The organism is Rhodopseudomonas pseudopalustris (genome assembly GCF_900110435.1).
In the GTDB taxonomy this organism is placed as follows: Bacteria; Pseudomonadota; Alphaproteobacteria; order Rhizobiales; family Xanthobacteraceae; genus Rhodopseudomonas; species Rhodopseudomonas pseudopalustris.
This window is the reverse complement of the sequence record NZ_FODT01000009.1, coordinates 196136-212074: the sequence shown is the minus strand read 5'-3', so window position 1 is coordinate 212074 and position 15939 is coordinate 196136. Positions and strand designations below refer to the sequence as shown.

The 15939-nt window shown below is 65.4% G+C and carries 18 protein-coding genes; 5 read left to right on the top strand and 13 right to left on the bottom strand.

What is annotated here, in order from left to right:
- Window positions 1-442 precede the first annotated feature (442 nt).
- Window positions 443-1195: an SDR family NAD(P)-dependent oxidoreductase gene (locus tag BMY71_RS18155; protein ID WP_092685581.1), complete on the bottom strand. Its 753-nt coding sequence runs from the start codon at window positions 1193-1195 to the stop codon at window positions 443-445.
- Window positions 1196-1303: 108 nt separating this feature from the next.
- Here BMY71_RS18155 and BMY71_RS18150 point away from each other — a divergent pair, with 108 nt between their 5' ends.
- A complete protein-coding gene (locus BMY71_RS18150; RefSeq protein WP_092685579.1) occupies window positions 1304-1618 on the top strand; it encodes an ArsR/SmtB family transcription factor in 315 nt (104 codons plus the stop codon).
- A 132-nt stretch (window positions 1619-1750) separates the two neighbouring features.
- Here BMY71_RS18150 and BMY71_RS18145 read toward each other — a convergent pair whose 3' ends face one another.
- Window positions 1751-2428: a UPF0149 family protein gene (locus BMY71_RS18145; RefSeq protein WP_244526098.1), complete on the bottom strand. Its 678-nt coding sequence runs from the start codon at window positions 2426-2428 to the stop codon at window positions 1751-1753.
- A 240-nt stretch (window positions 2429-2668) separates the two neighbouring features.
- Here BMY71_RS18145 and BMY71_RS18140 point away from each other — a divergent pair, with 240 nt between their 5' ends.
- A complete protein-coding gene (locus BMY71_RS18140) occupies window positions 2669-2956 on the top strand; it encodes a GIY-YIG nuclease family protein (RefSeq protein ID WP_092685577.1) in 288 nt (95 codons plus the stop codon).
- A 315-nt stretch (window positions 2957-3271) separates the two neighbouring features.
- On the opposite strand, the gene BMY71_RS18135 is transcribed toward BMY71_RS18140, so the two are convergent.
- The 4 genes from BMY71_RS18135 to BMY71_RS18120 all read right to left on the bottom strand — a co-directional run bounded on the left by BMY71_RS18135 (window position 3272) and on the right by BMY71_RS18120 (window position 6034).
- Window positions 3272-3526, bottom strand: coding sequence for a ParE family toxin-like protein (locus tag BMY71_RS18135; protein WP_092685575.1), 255 nt, complete (start codon window positions 3524-3526; stop codon window positions 3272-3274).
- Window positions 3523-3723 (bottom strand): hypothetical protein, encoded by a 201-nt coding sequence (locus tag BMY71_RS18130; protein WP_092685573.1) that lies wholly within the window; start codon window positions 3721-3723, stop codon window positions 3523-3525. Before BMY71_RS18130 ends, BMY71_RS18135 begins: the two co-directional genes overlap by 4 nt.
- A 190-nt stretch (window positions 3724-3913) precedes the next feature.
- Window positions 3914-5557, bottom strand: a complete 1644-nt coding sequence (gene groL, locus BMY71_RS18125; protein ID WP_011502644.1) for a chaperonin GroEL — start codon at window positions 5555-5557, stop codon at window positions 3914-3916.
- 159 nt (window positions 5558-5716) lie between these two features.
- Window positions 5717-6034 carry a co-chaperone GroES gene (locus tag BMY71_RS18120; protein WP_011502645.1) on the bottom strand — a complete coding sequence of 106 codons (318 nt, stop codon included), beginning with the start codon at window positions 6032-6034 and terminating at the stop codon, window positions 5717-5719.
- A gap of 340 nt (window positions 6035-6374) precedes the next feature.
- Between BMY71_RS18120 and BMY71_RS18115 the strand changes: the two genes are divergently transcribed.
- On the top strand, window positions 6375-6659 hold the full coding sequence (locus BMY71_RS18115) for an usg protein (RefSeq protein ID WP_092685571.1): 285 nt from the start codon (window positions 6375-6377) through the stop codon (window positions 6657-6659).
- 142 nt (window positions 6660-6801) lie between these two features.
- On the opposite strand, the gene BMY71_RS18110 is transcribed toward BMY71_RS18115, so the two are convergent.
- Window positions 6802-8052: a NupC/NupG family nucleoside CNT transporter gene (locus BMY71_RS18110; protein ID WP_092685569.1), complete on the bottom strand. Its 1251-nt coding sequence runs from the start codon at window positions 8050-8052 to the stop codon at window positions 6802-6804.
- Between the two features lie 190 nt (window positions 8053-8242).
- Here BMY71_RS18110 and BMY71_RS18105 point away from each other — a divergent pair, with 190 nt between their 5' ends.
- Window positions 8243-9346 (top strand): RuBisCO large subunit C-terminal-like domain-containing protein, encoded by a 1104-nt coding sequence (locus tag BMY71_RS18105; RefSeq protein WP_092685613.1) that lies wholly within the window; start codon window positions 8243-8245, stop codon window positions 9344-9346.
- Complete coding sequence (locus BMY71_RS18100; protein WP_092685567.1) at window positions 9336-9815, top strand: cupin domain-containing protein; 480 nt, start codon at window positions 9336-9338, stop codon at window positions 9813-9815. Before BMY71_RS18105 ends, BMY71_RS18100 begins: the two co-directional genes overlap by 11 nt.
- Window positions 9816-9838: 23 nt before the next feature.
- Here BMY71_RS18100 and BMY71_RS18095 read toward each other — a convergent pair whose 3' ends face one another.
- From BMY71_RS18095 to BMY71_RS18070, 6 genes are all read right to left on the bottom strand, one after another.
- A complete protein-coding gene (locus BMY71_RS18095; protein ID WP_092685565.1) occupies window positions 9839-10603 on the bottom strand; it encodes an SDR family oxidoreductase in 765 nt (254 codons plus the stop codon).
- Between the two features lie 76 nt (window positions 10604-10679).
- Window positions 10680-11222, bottom strand: coding sequence for a GNAT family N-acetyltransferase (locus tag BMY71_RS18090; protein ID WP_092685563.1), 543 nt, complete (start codon window positions 11220-11222; stop codon window positions 10680-10682).
- 94 nt (window positions 11223-11316) lie between these two features.
- Window positions 11317-12063 carry a proteasome-type protease gene (locus BMY71_RS18085; protein WP_092685561.1) on the bottom strand — a complete coding sequence of 249 codons (747 nt, stop codon included), beginning with the start codon at window positions 12061-12063 and terminating at the stop codon, window positions 11317-11319.
- 252 nt (window positions 12064-12315) lie between these two features.
- The gene (locus BMY71_RS18080) at window positions 12316-13140 is read right to left on the bottom strand and encodes a transglutaminase family protein (protein ID WP_092685559.1); all 825 of its coding nucleotides are present in this window, start codon (window positions 13138-13140) and stop codon (window positions 12316-12318) included.
- Window positions 13141-13292: 152 nt separating this feature from the next.
- On the bottom strand, window positions 13293-14237 hold the full coding sequence (locus BMY71_RS18075; protein WP_011502656.1) for an alpha-E domain-containing protein: 945 nt from the start codon (window positions 14235-14237) through the stop codon (window positions 13293-13295).
- 140 nt (window positions 14238-14377) lie between these two features.
- Window positions 14378-15796 carry a circularly permuted type 2 ATP-grasp protein gene (locus BMY71_RS18070; RefSeq protein WP_041805278.1) on the bottom strand — a complete coding sequence of 473 codons (1419 nt, stop codon included), beginning with the start codon at window positions 15794-15796 and terminating at the stop codon, window positions 14378-14380.
- Window positions 15797-15939 lie beyond the last annotated feature (143 nt).

The following is a 15939-nucleotide window of genomic DNA, read 5'->3' as shown; positions in this document are numbered from 1 at the left end:
CACCGGCGTCCGCGCCTGGCGCGCCGCCGTCCACCGCCTCCCGCCCCGCGGATCGTGACGATCGCGAAACGCCCCTCTCATCGGGGCGGGATGCGGTGGGTATATGGTCCTATAGGAATTTTGTCAAGAGGCGCGCAGATTTGCGTTTGTGATTCCGGGCCGCAGCGCAGCGGCGAGCCCGGACCATAGCCCGAAGATTCTGTGAAGTAACAAGGGCTGCGGACGCAGTGCCTGATCGCGAGTGCCGCGGCTTTGAACTCCGGCTCTGCGCTGCTGCGCAGCGCATCCCGGAATGACGAACGATGAGAAGCGGTGGAGCGGGGACGCGACGCTGCCGTGCTAGAGCTGTTCCGGTTCTGATCAAATCAGAACCGGAGCTCTAACTTTTGGTCTGACGCGTTTTCTTCACGCGAACCGGTACCCACTTCGCTCGCAAACGCTCTTAACGCGGTCCACCCGTCACATGCAGCGTTTCGCCAGTGACGTAAGAGGCGCCTTCGCTCGCAAGGAACGTGACGACCGCGGCGATTTCCTCGGCCTTGCCGACGCGACCGAGCGGCGTCGTCGCTTCGACCCATTGCCGCATCTCGCCCTGGTCGTGCCCGGCCGCCTTGATGCCTTCGGTGACGACCATGCCGGGATTGACGGCGTTGACGCGGATCTTGCGCGGCGCCAGTTCCCGCGCCAGCACCGCGGTGATCGCATCCACCGCCGCCTTGGTCGCGGTGTAGACCGCGGAATTCGGCGGCGCCAGCGTCGAGACGCCGGAGGAGATGTTGACGATGCTGCCGCCATTCGAGTTGAACTGCCGGGCGGCTTCCTGCGTCACCAGCAGCAGGCCCAGCACGTTGAGATCGAACTGACGGTGGAAATGCTCCGGCGTGATCGCATCGAGCGGCAGCATCTCGTAGACGCCGGCATTGTTCACCAGCACGTCGATCGGGCCGAGCGCCTGCACGGTGGCGTCGACCACGGCCTTGGCGGCTTGCGGATCGACGAGGTTGCCATGCACCGCGACGGCCTTGCCGCCCGCGGCGGCGATCTTCGCCACCACCGCGTCGGCGCCGTCCTTGCTGGAGGCGTAGTTGACTGCGACGGCGGCGCCTTGGGCGGCGAGCTGCAGCGCGATCTCGGCGCCGATGCCTTTCGAGGCGCCGGTCACCAGCGCCACCTTGCCTTGCAGAGTCCTGGTCATTGTCGATTGTCCCTGGTTGCGAACTGGCCGGTTCCACGAACGGCTAGTTCAATAGTTCGGAAATATGGGACTATTGAACCATGTCAAGGGACGACCTATATCTTTTTCATGGTTCAGTTCGTTCACCCCGCGCGCGGAGACATCACGCTCGAAGGCGTGCTCGCCGCGCTGGCCGACCCGATGCGGCTGCGCATCGTCAAGGTGCTGCTGGGGCAGGCCGATTGCCTGTCCTGCACCGCGGCCGCGCCGTGCCCCGACATGGCGAAATCGACGCTGTCGAACCATTTCCGCGTGCTGCGCGAGGCCGGCCTGATCCGGACCACCAAGAAGGGCGTCGAAAACCGCAACACCGTGCGCGAGGCGGACATCAATGCGAGGTTTCCCGGGTTGCTGAAGGCGATTTTGAAGCACGCGGGGGAGTGAGGGGTCTCTTCCTTCAGCCCGGATAAGCGAAGCGCCATCCGGACAGCGCTGCAGCGAGGCAACCAGTCCCGGGTATCGCTGCGCTCACCCGGCTACGTTTACTGCTCCGCTGCGCGGCTTCCCGCTGGCGCTTCAGTTCGCTCCGCAGCAGCGCTTGTATTTCTTGCCCGAACCGCAGGGGCAGGGCTCGTTGCGGCCCACTTTGCGCGTCGCGGGTGGCGGTCCCCATGCGATTTTGCGTAGGGCCTGGTCGTTGGCGAGTCGCCATTTGTTCAGCGCGATGATCCAGCCAGCGATTTTGTCCGAGACCGTCGCCGAGAGGACTTGGAGTTCGGCTGGCGCGAGCTCGGTGCCGGCGGCCGAGAGCTCGACCAGACCCATCAGCCCTTCGAACGCAGCCGTCGTCGTTTCGTCGGCGTCCCGCAGGCCGTCCCAGGCGTCCGGCCAGATCTCCACCGCCGCCCCGAAACCGTCGATCCAGACCTCCCAGACGACGTCGTTCTCGTCTATGGACGGCAGCAGCGGCCGATAGGTCTCGGGACGTTCGAAAAGCGTCGTCGCGACGGAATTGTAGTGCTCCATGATCAGGGCAAACACCCGGTTGGCGTGCGCGAGATCGTCGAACGGCGACGACTCCTCGTCACCGGCATCGCAGACCACCGGCAGCCACTCTCCGGGCTTGATCAGCTCGGGGCAGACCAGCAGCGCGGCGACGAAGCCGTCGAGTTCCTCCACCAGCATGGCGTCGGGCCCGAGAGCGCACAACTCGTCCTCAAGCTGTGCGAGGTGGCGGGGAAGCTTCTTGGGCACGGCGCTGGTTCCGAGGGCTGTGTGGGACGCTGTCGGCATCATCTGTAGCCGAGACCGAGCGAAGCGCAATCCGGGGCGGGGAGGTGTCGGAGGCTATGCCACCGCCGGGGTGGGTACGTAGCCGGGGCATGATGGTCTCCCAAGTCGGTGCAGATTATCTATGATCCATTGAGCCCCGTCATTCCGGGGCGCGCGCCTCTTGGCGCGCGAGCCCGGAATCCATAACCCCTCGCGTCAGCTATGTCGTACTACGTCTACCTCCTCGCCAGCGGCAAACACGGAACGCTGTATCTGGGCGTGACGAACGACTTGGTGCGACGTTGCTACGAGCACCGCACCAAGGCCGCGCCGGGCTTCAGCTCCCGCTATGGTATCGACAAGCTGGTCTGGTTTGAAATTTACGACGATGTCGTCAGCGCCATCACCCGTGAAAAGCAGTTGAAGAAATGGCGCCGCGACTGGAAGGTTAGGCTGATCGAGGAGGAGAATCCAGATTGGGTCGACCTCACCCTCGGTATTTCACATTGAGGCCAGGGGCTATGGATTCCGGGCTCGCGCTTCGCGCGCCCCGGAATGACGAACGATAGGTTCGTGCACGACTGCCCAACAAAAAAGCCCGGGATTGCTCCCGGGCTTCGTTGTCTCTGCGAGTGATCGGCTGGATCAGAAATCCATACCGCCCATGCCGCCGCCCGGGGGTATGCCGCCGGCGCCGGCGCCACCCTTCTTCGGCAGTTTGGCGATCATGGCTTCGGTGGTGATCAGCAAGCCTGACCCGGACGAGCGGAGCGCAATCCGGGTTTGGCACCGAACTTCTCGGCGTGACTGCCCAACTGTGCTGCTCTACTTCAGCATCGCATCGTAGTCGGCATGCGACCCGATCCAGAACCACAGCACACCATCCTCGACGTCCACCGCTAACGCACGATAGCGCAGGCCGATGCGGACGCTGTGGGTGCGGCCGATGCGCTTGAAATGCAGCGAGGGATGGCGCGGGTCGGCCTTGAGCAGGGCGAAGTTCTTGTCGGCGAGGTCGCGGATCGGCGCGGCGAGGCGGCGATAGGCCGACCAGAATTCCGGACTGGCGTGGTGTTTCACAACTCGCTGGTGCGGCCGCCGCGATGAGCGGCCAGCGCGCGCTCCGCGAGCGCGTCGAGCTTGCCGGAGGTGGCGTCACGTTCGATCCGGGCGTCGAAATGGCTGGCGTCGAAGGCGTCGAACCAAGCGCGCAACCGCGCAAGATCGCCGGGGGCGAGGGCTGCGATGGCCTTCTCGATTTCTTCGACGTCACTCATCGGCGCAGACTAGCAGTTCTCCAGTCTATCGAGAAGTGCGGTCGCGCTGCCGGTCGCGATCCCGGGGCTGCGAAGCAGCACTACGTGCTGCATCGCGCCCGGGGTGATGGAGGAAGCCCGCAAACAAAAACCCCGGCGTTTCCGCCGGGGTTCTGGATTGCGTCGTTCGCGCAGTGCGAAGGGCTTGGACTTAGAAGTCCATGCCGCCCATGCCGCCGCCGCCCGGGGGCATGCCACCGGCAGCGCCACCCTTCTTCGGCAGCTCGGCCACCATCGCTTCGGTGGTGATCAGCAGCGCGGCAACGGAGGCTGCGTTCTGGATCGCGGTGCGGACCACCTTGGTCGGGTCGATGATGCCCTTCTTGACCAGGTCGCCGTATTCGCCAGTCTGGCTGTCGAAGCCGTAGTTGTACTGGTCCTTCTCGAGCACCTTGCCGACGATCACCGAGCCGTCTTCGCCGGCGTTGATGGCGATCTGGCGGGCCGGGGCGGAGAGCGCCTTGCGCACGATCTCGACGCCGGTCTTCTGGTCGTCGTTCTGGGTCTTGATGCGCTTGAGCTGCTCGGAGGCGCGCAGCAGAGCGACGCCGCCGCCCGGGACGATGCCTTCCTCGACCGCAGCGCGGGTGGCGTGCATCGCGTCATCAACGCGATCCTTGCGCTCCTTCACTTCGATCTCGGTCGCGCCGCCGACGCGGATCACCGCGACGCCGCCGGCGAGCTTGGCCAGACGCTCCTGCAGCTTCTCGCGGTCGTAGTCCGAGGTGGTTTCCTCGATCTGCGCCTTGATCTGCGCGACGCGGGCTTCGATGTCGGCCTTCTTGCCGGCGCCGTTGACGATCGTGGTGTTTTCCTTGTCGATCATCACCTTCTTGGCCTTGCCGAGCATCTGGAGCGTGACGTTCTCCATCTTGATGCCGAGGTCTTCCGAGATCGCCTGGCCGCCGGTCAGGATCGCGATGTCCTGCAGCATGGCCTTGCGGCGATCGCCGAAGCCCGGAGCCTTGACGGCCGCGACCTTGAGGCCGCCGCGCAGGCGGTTGACGACGAGGGTGGCGAGCGCTTCGCCTTCGACGTCCTCAGCGACGATCACCAGCGGCTTGCCGGTCTGGACGACGGCTTCCAGCAGCGGCAGCAGCTCGTTGAGGTTGGAGAGCTTCTTCTCGTTGATCAGGATGTAGGCGTCGTCGAACTCAACGCGCATCTTGTCGGCGTTGGTGACGAAGTAGGGCGAGATGTAGCCGCGATCGAACTGCATGCCCTCGACCACGTCGAGTTCGGTCTCGAGCGACTTGGCTTCCTCGACGGTGATGACACCCTCGTTGCCGACCTTCTTCATCGCGTCCGACAGGAACTTGCCGATCTCGACGTCGCCATTGGCCGAAATCGTGCCGACCTGAGCGATCTCCTCGTTCGAGGTGACCTTCTTGGAGTTCTTGACGAGATCCGCAACGACCGCTTCGACCGCGAGGTCGATGCCGCGCTTCAGATCCATCGGGTTCATGCCGGCGGCGACGGCCTTGCCGCCTTCGCGGACGATCGCCTGGGCCAGCACGGTCGCGGTGGTGGTGCCGTCACCGGCGGCGTCGGCCGACTTCGAGGCGACTTCGCGCACCATCTGCGCGCCCATGTTCTCGAACTTGTCGTCGAGCTCGATCTCCTTGGCGACGGTGACGCCGTCCTTGGTGATGCGCGGAGCGCCGAACGACTTGTCGAGCACGACGTTGCGGCCCTTCGGGCCGAGCGTGACCTTCACCGCATTGGCGAGAATGTCCACGCCGCGCATCATGCGGTCGCGGGCGTCGACGCCGAATTTCACTTCTTTAGCGGACATATGTGTTTTCCTTGAAAGCTGGTTGTGGCCTGATCCTGAGGAGCCGGCCCGGCCGAAAAGCGGGGCGGCGTCTCGAAGGATGAAATTGTGAACGTTGGGTGGCTCACCCTACGAGACGCCGGCTGCGCCGGCTCCCCAGGGTGAGGACTGGGCGAAGCGTTACGCCGCCTTCTTCTTGGCGCCGCCGACGTCGGTGATGACGCCCATGATGTCGCTTTCCTTCATGATCAGCAGCTCTTTGCCGTCGATCTTGACTTCGGTGCCCGACCATTTGCCGAACAGCACCCGGTCGCCGACCTTGAGGTCGATCGGGATCAGCTTGCCGGCTTCGTCGCGGCCACCCGGGCCAACGGCGACGATTTCGCCCTGCGAAGGCTTTTCCTTGGCCGAGTCAGGAATGATGATACCGCCAGCGGTCTTCTCTTCGGCGTCGATGCGCTTGACCACGACGCGGTCGTGAAGCGGACGGAAATTCATGCAAGTCCTCCTAAGTTTCTGAGAGTTTTCAGAATTTCTGGAAATTGGCAGTCGAGCCCGGCGAGTGCCAGGACGACACTCAGGAGATAATCCGGGGACCTCGGACAGACAAGGGTGGATAGCAGAAAATTTGGCACTCGACAGGAACTTCTGCCAATTCCGCCGACCAGGATTAACGCCGCCCCGCGGCGCGGCCTCAGGATTCAGCCCGGCGTCGCTGTTAGCACTTGACGTAAGTCGCTGCTAACGCTGACATTTTCAACATAACGTTAAACTTTTAGGCTTGAGATGGGTTGGCGTGTTGCGGCAGGATTCTCATGCAAGCAGAGGAGGGTCTGACATGGCTTCGGTGGGCGGCGTTTCCAGCGACTTTCGCAAACAGGTGTTGGGCTACGGACTGACCACGGCGGAGATCGTCTACCGCCGGCCGGATCGGCACTGGCTGCTGCAAAGCTACGTCTGGCAGGATTACGACCTGTTCCCGAATTTCCCGGCGCTGAAGGAGTTTTTGAGCTTCTGGGAAAAGACCCTGGAAGGCCCGCTGTTCGCGGTCACCGTGGCGCATTCCAAATTGATCAAGCCGGCCGAACTGCGGGCGGTTGATGGGGTGTTCCGGCTGCATTGAGCGGCGATAAGCCGACCGGACGATTCTTCATCAGTGACTGTCGTCGCGTGACGAGTCTTCTTCATGCGAATCGCTACCCACTTCACTCGAAAACGCTATAGCTGGCCGACGCTCCGGAATGTGTCCATCCAACTCTCCGGTGTTAGCTCATCACCCCCACCACCGCGCCGATCAGACAGGTGGTGAGGGTGCCGGAGACGATCGACCTCAGGCCGAGCGAGGCGATCTCCTCGCGGCGTTGCGGGGCCATCGCGGTGAGGCCGCCGAGCATGATGCCGAGGCTGCCGAAATTGGCGAAGCCGCACATCGCGTACAGCATGATCAGTTTCGAACGCGGATCCAGCGCGTCGGGCGCGAGCTTGGCGAGTTCGACATAGGCGATCAGCTCGTTGAGCACGGTCTTGATGCCCATCAGCGCGCCGGCGGTGACCGCCTGCGGCCACGGCAGGCCGAGCAGCCAGCAGATCGGCGCCATCGCATAGCCCAGCAATCGCTGCAGCGAGATCGGCGCGCCGCCGATCTGTGGCAGCAGGCCGAGAGCTGCGTTGGCGAGATAGACCAGCGCCACCAGCACGATCAGCATGGCGATGATGTTGAGCAGCAGTTCGAGGCCGGCAGCGGTGCCTTTGACCACGGCGTCCATGCCGCTCTTGGCGATCGCTTCGGGATCGGCGAGCGCGGCGCCGGTCGCGCGCGGTTCGGTTTCCGGCACCATGATCAGGCTGACGAGAATCGCCGCCGGCGCGCCGAGCACCGAGGCGATCACGAAATGCGCCGCGGCGTCGGGCAGGATCGGCGCGAGCAGGGTCGCGTACAGCACCAGCACGGTGCCGGCGATGCCGGCCATGCCGCCGGTCATCACCAGAAACAGTTCGCTGCGGGTGAGCTGCGCCAGATACGGCCTGATGAACAGCGGCGCCTCGACCATGCCGAGAAACACATTGGCCGCGGTCGACAGCCCGACCGCGCCGCCGACGCCGAGCGTGCGCTCCAGAATCCACGCCATGCCGTGCACGATCGGCGGCAGGATCTTCCAGTAGAACAGCAGCGTGGTGAGCACGCTCATCACCAGCACCACGGGCAGCGCCTGGAACGCCAGGATGAAATCGGCGCCGGGCGCCCTGATGTCGAACGGCGCCTGACCGCCGCCGAGATAGCCGAACGCGAACGAGGTGCCGGCGCGCGTCGCCGCGCCGATCACCCCGACCGCGTCGTTGACGGCGCCGAAGACGTGCACGGCGCCGGGCAGCTTCAACATCAGCGCGGCGGTTGCGAGCGTCACCGCTATTCCGATCGCCGTCGTCCGCACCGAGACGCGGTCGCGGTGCTCGCCGAACGCCCAGGCGAGCATCAGCAGCGCGAAGATTCCAAAAGCAGATTGCAGTTGCAGCATCAGTCCCCCGCGCCATTATGCCGATGCGGGGCGCGGTGACCAGCACAGCTGGGGCAAATTCGATCTGCGACTTTGTGCTCAGGCCGAACTGCGTGAGACGGCGTCGCTCAGCCGGCCGCATCGCGGCGTTGTCATGCGCGCCGTGCTAGAGAGGCCGGCGCGCCGGCGGGGCGCGGCGGGACGGCAGCGGATGACGGACGATCGCTTCATTGCGACCTATCAGGTGACGAGCGAACCCGCTCGGATCGCCGAGCGCGCGCAGGCGCTCGCGATCGAGCAGAGCGTCGAATGCCCGCTCGAGGCGATCGGCGATCTGTGGGTGCGCGACGCCGTTCTCGGACGGGTGGCAGGCATCGATGAGATCGCCGAGGGTCGCTACGCGGTGCGGATTGCGCTGGCGTCGGCGACCGCGCCGGCCGAGCCCGGGCAGTTGATCAACATGCTGTTCGGCAACGCCTCGATCCAGCCCGACGTCGCGCTGACCGATGTCGAACTGCCGCCGCTCTATCTGAAAGCGTTCGGCGGCCCCAAGCTCGGCAGCGACGGCATCCGGGCGCTGGCCGGCGCGCACGGCCGGGCGCTGACCGCCTCGGCGCTGAAGCCGCAGGGCCTGTCGCCGCAGTCGCTGGCTGCGATCGCGGGACGGCTCGCGGCGGGCGGCGTCGATCTGATCAAGGACGATCACGGTCTCGCCGATCAGGCCTACAGCCCGTTCGCGGCGCGGATCGCCGCGGTCTGGCGCGCTGTGCGCAACTCCAACGATTCGAGCGGGCGGCGGACGCTCTACGCGCCGCATGTCTCCGGCTCGCTGGACGATATGCGGCGGCAGCTCGATGGCATCCGCGCGGAAGGGATTCCCGCGCTGATGATGATGCCGATGATCGTCGGGCTGTCGAACTTCCACGCCATCGCCAAAGAGGCGGAGGGGCTGGTGGTGCTGGCGCATCCGGCGCTGTCGGGCGCGACCCGGATCGCACCGCCGTTGCTGCTCGGAAGACTGTTCCGGCTGTTCGGTGCCGACGCCACGGTGTTTCCGCATCATGGCGGGCGGTTCGCCTCCACGCCGCAGACCTGCCGCGCGCTGGCCGATGCTGCGCGTGGGGCGTGGGGCGGGTTGAAACCGTGCCTGCCGGCGCCGGCAGGCGGCATCGCGATCGACCGCGTCGCCGAGCTGTTGTCATTCTACGGCGAGGACGTGATGCTGCTGATCGGCGGCAGCCTGCTCGCCGCGCGCGAGCAACTCAGCGAGCAGGCGGCAAGGTTCGCCGCGGAGGTCGCAGCCCATGGCCGATGAGACAGCCGACAACGAGGCGCCCGGCGTCCGCAAACAGCGCGCGCCCGGCCGCTGGGACGGCGTCGAGGTGATGCAGTACAAGCAGGCCGACACCGCGCCGTTTCGCGCGGTGACGCGGCAGTTGCTGTTCGCCGATCCGCAGCTCGCTTGCGAGTGGCGCTATTTCGAGGTCGACGAAGGCGGCTACTCGACGCTGGAGCGGCACGCGCATGTTCATGCGGTGATGATCCATCGCGGCCGCGGGCAATGCCTGGTGGGCGACACCATCAGCGACGTTTCGGCAGGCGATCTGGTGTTCATCCCGCCGATGAGCTGGCACCAGTTCCGCGCCAATGCCGGCGACTGTCTCGGCTTCCTCTGCGTCGTGAATGCCGCGCGCGACCGGCCGCAACTGCCGGGGCCGGACGATCTCGCCGCGCTGCGGACCAACGCAGCGGTGGCGGCCTTCATTCGCACCGGGCAGGGCTGAGCGCGACCGGCGGCCGCGCGTGCTCAGCCGCGCCCGACGAACGGCATTTTGGTCGCCATCACCGTCATGAACAGCACGTTGGCGTCGAGCGGCAGGCCCGCCATGTAGGCCACCGCGTCGCCGACCGCTTTCGCGTCCATTCGCGGCTCCTGCTTGCTCGAGCCGTCGGGCTGCAGCACGCCGGGGCCACTGACCATGCGGTCGGTCATCGGCGTGGCGGCGTTGCCGATATCGATCTGGCCGACCGCGATATCATAGGCGCGGCCGTCGAGATTGGACGACTTGGTGAGCCCGGAGATGGCGTGCTTGGTCGAGGTGTAGGCCGCCGAGAACGGTCGCGGCGCGTGCGCCGAGATCGAGCCGTTGTTGATGATGCGGCCGCCGCGCGGCGACTGATCCTTCATGATGCGGAAGGCGTGCTGCGTGCATAGAAACGGCGCGGTGAGGTTGGTGTCGACCACGGCCTGCCACTGCGCCAGCGACAAATCCTCGAACGGCACCGGCGGCGCGCCCATGCCGGCGTTGTTGAACAACAGATCGAGCCGGCCGTAGCTCGCGACCGTTTTGTCGAACAGCGCTGCGATCGAGGCGGGATCGGCCATGTCGGCCTGCACGGGAAGGCTGTCGCCGATGCCGTCGCCGAGCTTCTGCGTCTCCTGCAGCAGTTCGAGCCTGCGGCCGGCGAGCACCACCGTGAAGCCGATCTGCATCAGCGCCAGCGATGCGGCGCGGCCGACGCCGGTGCCGGCCCCGGTGACGATTGCGATCTTCCTGGTGGCGTTGGCCATCTCGTTCCATCCCGTTTGCTGTTGCGGCGTAGCCCGCAAGACAGAGTCCGGCTCTGCGATCGGCGGGCGCGCAATCTTATCGATCGAGCTTGCGAACCATATAACACGCGTCCGCGTCGTAGCTCTTCAGTTTTGCATCGAGCTTCGGATCGCGGGCGATCACGAAGCCCTGACGCTGCCAGAACGGCAACGTTCCGCCGATCGCGACGATCGAGATGTTGTCGGCCAGCGTCGCTGCATGGCGCACCAGCGTCGCGAGAATCGCCGCCGCCGCGCCGCCGCGGCGCGCCGATGGCAACACCGCGATGTCGTGGATGTAATAGGTCGAGGCCGGGGCGGGGATGCTGCCGAGCAGCGTGTTGAGCGCCGGCGGTTCGGCGGTGCGCCACGGGTGGCTGACGATGTAGCCGGCGACGCCGTCATCGCCTTCGAGTACGGAGCAGCCGGCGGGATGCAGCGCGAGGCGCTCGGCGAAGACGGCGGCGTCTTCCGGATGCGCGAGATGGACCTGCGCGGCGACGGTGTTGACCGCGGCGAGGTCGGCGGGAGCCATCGGACGCCAGCGGATCGCGGCGTCATGTCGTCGAGGATCGGTAGAGCGGGGTGTTTCGGTCATCATCGCATACAGAAGTTGAGTTTGGATTCCGGGCTCGACTACGCGCGCCCCGGAATGAGGTGTGAGGTGGGCGCAGCGCTGCGTCCGCAGCGCGGCGTCAGGCCTGATTTTTGTACGGCGGTTTTGGGATGTTCTTGTGGGCGGCGCGAAGCGCGGCGGACCAGCGCGAGCGCAGGTCGTGGAAATACGGCTCGCCGGCCTCGATACGATGGTGGAGATCGGGGTCGCAGACGTCGGTGCGGACGACGAGTACGTCGATCGGCAGCCCGACGCCGAGATTCGAGCGCATCGTCGAATCCATCGAGATCAGGCTGGTCTTCAGCGCCTCGTAGAGTTCGACGTCGTAAGTAATCGCACGGTCGAGCACCGGCTTGCCGTATTTGTGCTCGCCGATCTGCAGATAGGGCGTGTCGATGGTGCATTCGATGAAATTGCCGGCCGGGTAGATCATGAACAGGCGCATCCGCTCGCCCTTGATCTGGCCGCCGAACAGGAACGACACCTCGTAGTTGATCTCCTCGGCCTTCAGCGCCTGCGCCTCGGTGGCGTTAACGTGGCGGATCACGCGGCCGATGCGCTGCGCCGCCTGAAACATCGTCGGCGAGTCGAGCAGCGTTTCACGGACGCCGGTCTCCGGATCCTCGAGGCCTTCGGTCAGCGTCGACAGCACCGACTGGCTGATCGAGAGATTGCCGGCGCTGGCGATCGCCATCACCCGGTCGCCCGGCCGGCTGAAGACGTGCAGCTTGCGGAAGGTCGAGATGTTGTCGAGCCCGGCATTGGTCCTGGTGTCGGCCACCATCACCAGGCCGTCCTGGACCAAAACTCCGCAGCAATAGGTCATCTCGTCCTCGAACCAAGTTGTCTGACAGGGGAATGCGGGCGCACGCGGCCGCTGATCGGCCGGACCGGGACAGTAGCGCTTTTCCGGTTCTGATAGAATCAGAACCGGAGCTCCAATTTTTTCTGACGCGTTTTCTTGACGCGAACCGGCATCCACTTCGCTCGAAAACGCTATAGCCGATTGACCGGCTCCGTCCAGCCCCTCCGGAACGCGCGCGGCGCGACCAAACCGCCGCAGACAGCGCCCACAGCGCTATTGCGACTGGAACTGCCGCCCGGCCTGATCGACCCTGACGGCGACCGTCAGCGTCTCGAGCCCACCGCCATAGCGGGTGCCGCGAACCGGCGCCGCGCCGAGATAATCCAGCCCGATCGCGACGCGGGCGTGGGCGTCGGTGGAGCAGATGCCGTTGGCGGGATCGAATCCGACCCAGCCGAGTGACGGGACATAGGCCTCCGCCCAGGCATGGCCGGCCCGCTGATGCACCTCGCCGTCTGCGCGCAGGAAGTGTCCGGAGACGAACCGCGCCGGCACGCCGGCGGCGCGCGCGCAGGCGATGAACACATGCGCGTAATCCTGACAGACGCCGCGGCGCAGCGCGAAGGCTTCCGCTGCGGTGGTGCCGGAATGGGTCGGATCGCCGTCGAACGTCATGTGGTCGTTCATCCGCGACATCAGCGCGTGCAGGAAGCTGATGACGTCGCCCTCGGCGCCGCCGGTCTCGCGGGTGAAGGCCGCCATCGCCGGGCTGAGCTCGGTGAGGTCGGTGGTGCGCAGGAACAGCTGCGGCGGAAACCGCTCGTCGGTGCCGCGCATCACGCCGCCGGTGTCGTTGGTCTCGATCAGGCCCTCGGCCGTGATGGTGAGGTCCTCGGTCGCCCCGATCGTCAGCACGTGGGTGATGTTGCCGAACGCGTCGTGATGCATGTCGAGCTTGGCGTCGGACGAGATGTCGATCTGCCAGTCCGCGACATACTGGCCGTCATGGCTGCCGGGCGTCATCCGCAGCACCTGGATCACACCGGTGGCGGCGGGCTCATAGCGATAGGTGGTGATATGGGAAATTCGCAGGCGCATAGGGCTGGCATTCCGGTCGTCGCGGCGCGGAGGCGCGGCGGACTATATCAGGCTCGGGCGCGACGGCGTTTGGTCGAATCGCGGTTGTGCGCGCATTTTTTGGGCGTGCATGATCCGCTCCGGAACCGGGAGTTGCGTGTCCGGGTCATGCTTTAGATCAGATATTGCTTGGCGACGATCTCGCCCAGGCGGGTGTTGTCGGCCAGGAACTCCTGGATGAATTCGTGCACGCCGCGCTGGAAGATGTCTTCCATGTCGGAATGCTCGAGCCGGTTGCGGATGCCCCGCGCATGGCGCTGCGCCGGACCCTGGCGGCCATAGGCGACGCCGATCTGATCCAGATTGCGGACCAGGTTGCCGTAGCAGGACGCCAGCGAGCGCGGCAGGCTGTCATTGAGGATCAACAGATCGGCGATCAGCCACGGCTTCAGCGTCTGGCGATACACCCAGTGATAGGCGGTCAGCGCCGAGACCGAGCGCAGGATCGACGACCACTGATAGTAATCGAGCGGGCCGCCGACATGCTCCTCCTCGGGCAGGAGCAAGTGATATTTGACGTCGAGGATCCGCGCGGTGTTGTCGGCGCGTTCGAGATGCACGCCGAGCCGCGAGAACCAATAGGCGTCGTTGCGCAGCATGGTGCGATAGGCCGAGCCGTCGAACCGCAGCGAGGTTTCCTGCACGAAGCGCAGGAAGCCGGAGAGCTGTTCGCGGGTCTTGGCGCCCTTGCCCCAGTTCTCCTGCAGCTCGATCCAGGCGCTGTTGATGGTCGCCCACATCTCGCTGGTCAGCGCGGTGCGCACCGAGCGCGCGTTGAGTCGCGCGGCCTCGATGCAGTTGAGGATCGACGACGGATTGGACGGCGCGAACGACAGAAACTCGACGACGTTGGTCTCGTTGGCCTCGTCGTAGTGATTGTAGAAGCTGGCGGCGACGCCGGCGGTCAGCAGCGCGGAGTCCCACTCGTTGCCCTGGCCCGAATAGGTGTTCGGCAATGCGGTGACGCGCAGCGTCGCATCGATGGTGCGCGCCAGATACTCCGCGCGTTCGACATAGCGGGCGAGCCAGAACAGGTTTTCAGCGGTGCGCGACAGCATGGCGGCTTTTCTCAGGCAGAATTCAATGCTTCGCCATCAAACCACAATCGTCATTCCGGGGCGCGCGCATCGCGCGTGAATCCGGAATGACGGCTGTGCTGGTGGCATGACGTACTTCAAGAATCGATCTCGTGGCAAAACTACTCATCCAGAATCCACGTGTCCTTGGTGCCGCCGCCCTGGCTGGAATTCACCACCAGCGAGCCTTCCTGCAGGGCGACGCGGGTGAGGCCGCCGGGGACGATGGTGACGCGGTCGCGGCCAGTGAGCACGAACGGCCGCAGGTCGACATGGCGGGGCGCGAGGCCGGCTTCGGTGCAGGTCGGGCAGGTCGACAGCGCCAGCGTCGGCTGGGCGATGAAGCCTTCCGGCTCGCGCTTCAACTTGTCGCGGAACGCCTCGATCGTCGCCTTGGTCGCGGCCGGGCCGATCAACATGCCGTAGCCGCCGGAGCCGTGGACTTCCTTGACCACCAACTCGGACAGATGATCGAGCACGTAAGCGAGGTCGGCCGGCTCGCGGCAGCGCCATGTCGGGACGTTCTTCAGGATCGGCTCCTCGCCGAGATAGAACCTCACGATGTCCGGCATGTAACTGTAGACCGCCTTGTCGTCGGCGATGCCGGTGCCGACGGCGTTGGCCAGCGTGACGTTGCCGGCGCGATAGGCCGACATCAGCCCCGGCACGCCGAGCGCGGAATCCGGCCGGAAGGTCAGAGGATCGATGAAATCGTCATCGACCCGGCGATAGATCACGTCGACCCGCTTCAGGCCCTCGGTGGTGCGCATGAACACCTCGTCGTTCTTGACGACGAGATCGCGACCCTCGACCAGTTCGACGCCGAGCTTGTCGGCCAGAAACGAATGCTCGTAATAGGCCGAGTTGTAGACGCCGGGCGTCATCAGCGCGACCGTGGGTTCCGACGAGGAGTGCGCCGGCGCGACCGAGCGCAGCGCCGTCAGCAGCTCGTCGGGATAGCGCTCGACCGGCGCGATGCGGTGTCGCGAGAACAGATCCGGAAACAGCCGCATCATGACTTCGCGGTTTTCCAGCATGTAGGACACGCCGGACGGCGTCCGGGCGTTGTCCTCGAGCACGTAGAAATTCTCGTCGTCGACCCGGACGATGTCGATGCCGGCGATGTGCACGTAAACGTCGTGCGGCACCGCCTGGCCGTTCATCTCGGGCCGGAACACCGGATTCTGAAAGATCAGGTCCTGCGGGATGATGCCGGCGCGCAGAATGTCGCGTCCGTGATAGATGTCGCGCAGGAACATGTTGAGGGCGCGCACCCGCTGCTTCAGCCCGAGTTCCATCAGCGCCCATTCGCGCGCGGAGAGAATGCGCGGGATCACGTCGAACGGGATCAGCCGCTCCTGGGCCTCGGCATCGCCATAGACCGCGAAGGTGATGCCGATCCGCCGGAACAGCAATTCGGCTTCCTGGCGCCGAAAGGTGAGGGCCTCGGGTGGCGTCTCGCTCAGCCACCGGGAAAGTTCCTGATAGGCCGGACGGAGCTCGCCGCCGGGCCCATTCATCTCATCGAACGCAACTGCCATGTAGCCAGACTGATTCCAGAGGTCTTTGCACGAGAGTGCAGCACGGAACACGGTGGTAGCAAGGGCCGGGCCAGCGCGATATGGATGGAGTGGACGGATTTATGCGGCCGGTCCGGTATGCTGCCCGAAAAACGGGCGGAGCG

What these genes read in the sequence shown, in the direction of transcription:
- BMY71_RS18110 (WP_092685569.1), bottom strand. Translation starts at nt 8,052, where the DNA reads ATGCTGCAACTGCAATCTGCTTTTGGAATCTTCGCGCTGCTGATGCTC.
- BMY71_RS18085 (WP_092685561.1), bottom strand. Translation starts at nt 12,063, where the DNA reads ATGACCTATTGCTGCGGAGTTTTGGTCCAGGACGGCCTGGTGATGGTG.
- BMY71_RS18105 (WP_092685613.1), top strand. Translation starts at nt 8,243, where the DNA reads ATGACGGACGATCGCTTCATTGCGACCTATCAGGTGACGAGCGAACCC.
- BMY71_RS18155 (WP_092685581.1), bottom strand. Translation starts at nt 1,195, where the DNA reads ATGACCAGGACTCTGCAAGGCAAGGTGGCGCTGGTGACCGGCGCCTCG.
- BMY71_RS18150 (WP_092685579.1), top strand. Translation starts at nt 1,304, where the DNA reads ATGGTTCAGTTCGTTCACCCCGCGCGCGGAGACATCACGCTCGAAGGC.
- groL (WP_011502644.1), bottom strand. Translation starts at nt 5,557, where the DNA reads ATGTCCGCTAAAGAAGTGAAATTCGGCGTCGACGCCCGCGACCGCATG.
- BMY71_RS18115 (WP_092685571.1), top strand. Translation starts at nt 6,375, where the DNA reads ATGGCTTCGGTGGGCGGCGTTTCCAGCGACTTTCGCAAACAGGTGTTG.
- BMY71_RS18080 (WP_092685559.1), bottom strand. Translation starts at nt 13,140, where the DNA reads ATGCGCCTGCGAATTTCCCATATCACCACCTATCGCTATGAGCCCGCC.
- BMY71_RS18070 (WP_041805278.1), bottom strand. Translation starts at nt 15,796, where the DNA reads ATGGCAGTTGCGTTCGATGAGATGAATGGGCCCGGCGGCGAGCTCCGT.
- BMY71_RS18140 (WP_092685577.1), top strand. Translation starts at nt 2,669, where the DNA reads ATGTCGTACTACGTCTACCTCCTCGCCAGCGGCAAACACGGAACGCTG.
- BMY71_RS18075 (WP_011502656.1), bottom strand. Translation starts at nt 14,237, where the DNA reads ATGCTGTCGCGCACCGCTGAAAACCTGTTCTGGCTCGCCCGCTATGTC.
- BMY71_RS18090 (WP_092685563.1), bottom strand. Translation starts at nt 11,222, where the DNA reads ATGATGACCGAAACACCCCGCTCTACCGATCCTCGACGACATGACGCC.
- BMY71_RS18095 (WP_092685565.1), bottom strand. Translation starts at nt 10,603, where the DNA reads ATGGCCAACGCCACCAGGAAGATCGCAATCGTCACCGGGGCCGGCACC.
- BMY71_RS18130 (WP_092685573.1), bottom strand. Translation starts at nt 3,723, where the DNA reads ATGAGTGACGTCGAAGAAATCGAGAAGGCCATCGCAGCCCTCGCCCCC.
- BMY71_RS18100 (WP_092685567.1), top strand. Translation starts at nt 9,336, where the DNA reads ATGGCCGATGAGACAGCCGACAACGAGGCGCCCGGCGTCCGCAAACAG.
- BMY71_RS18120 (WP_011502645.1), bottom strand. Translation starts at nt 6,034, where the DNA reads ATGAATTTCCGTCCGCTTCACGACCGCGTCGTGGTCAAGCGCATCGAC.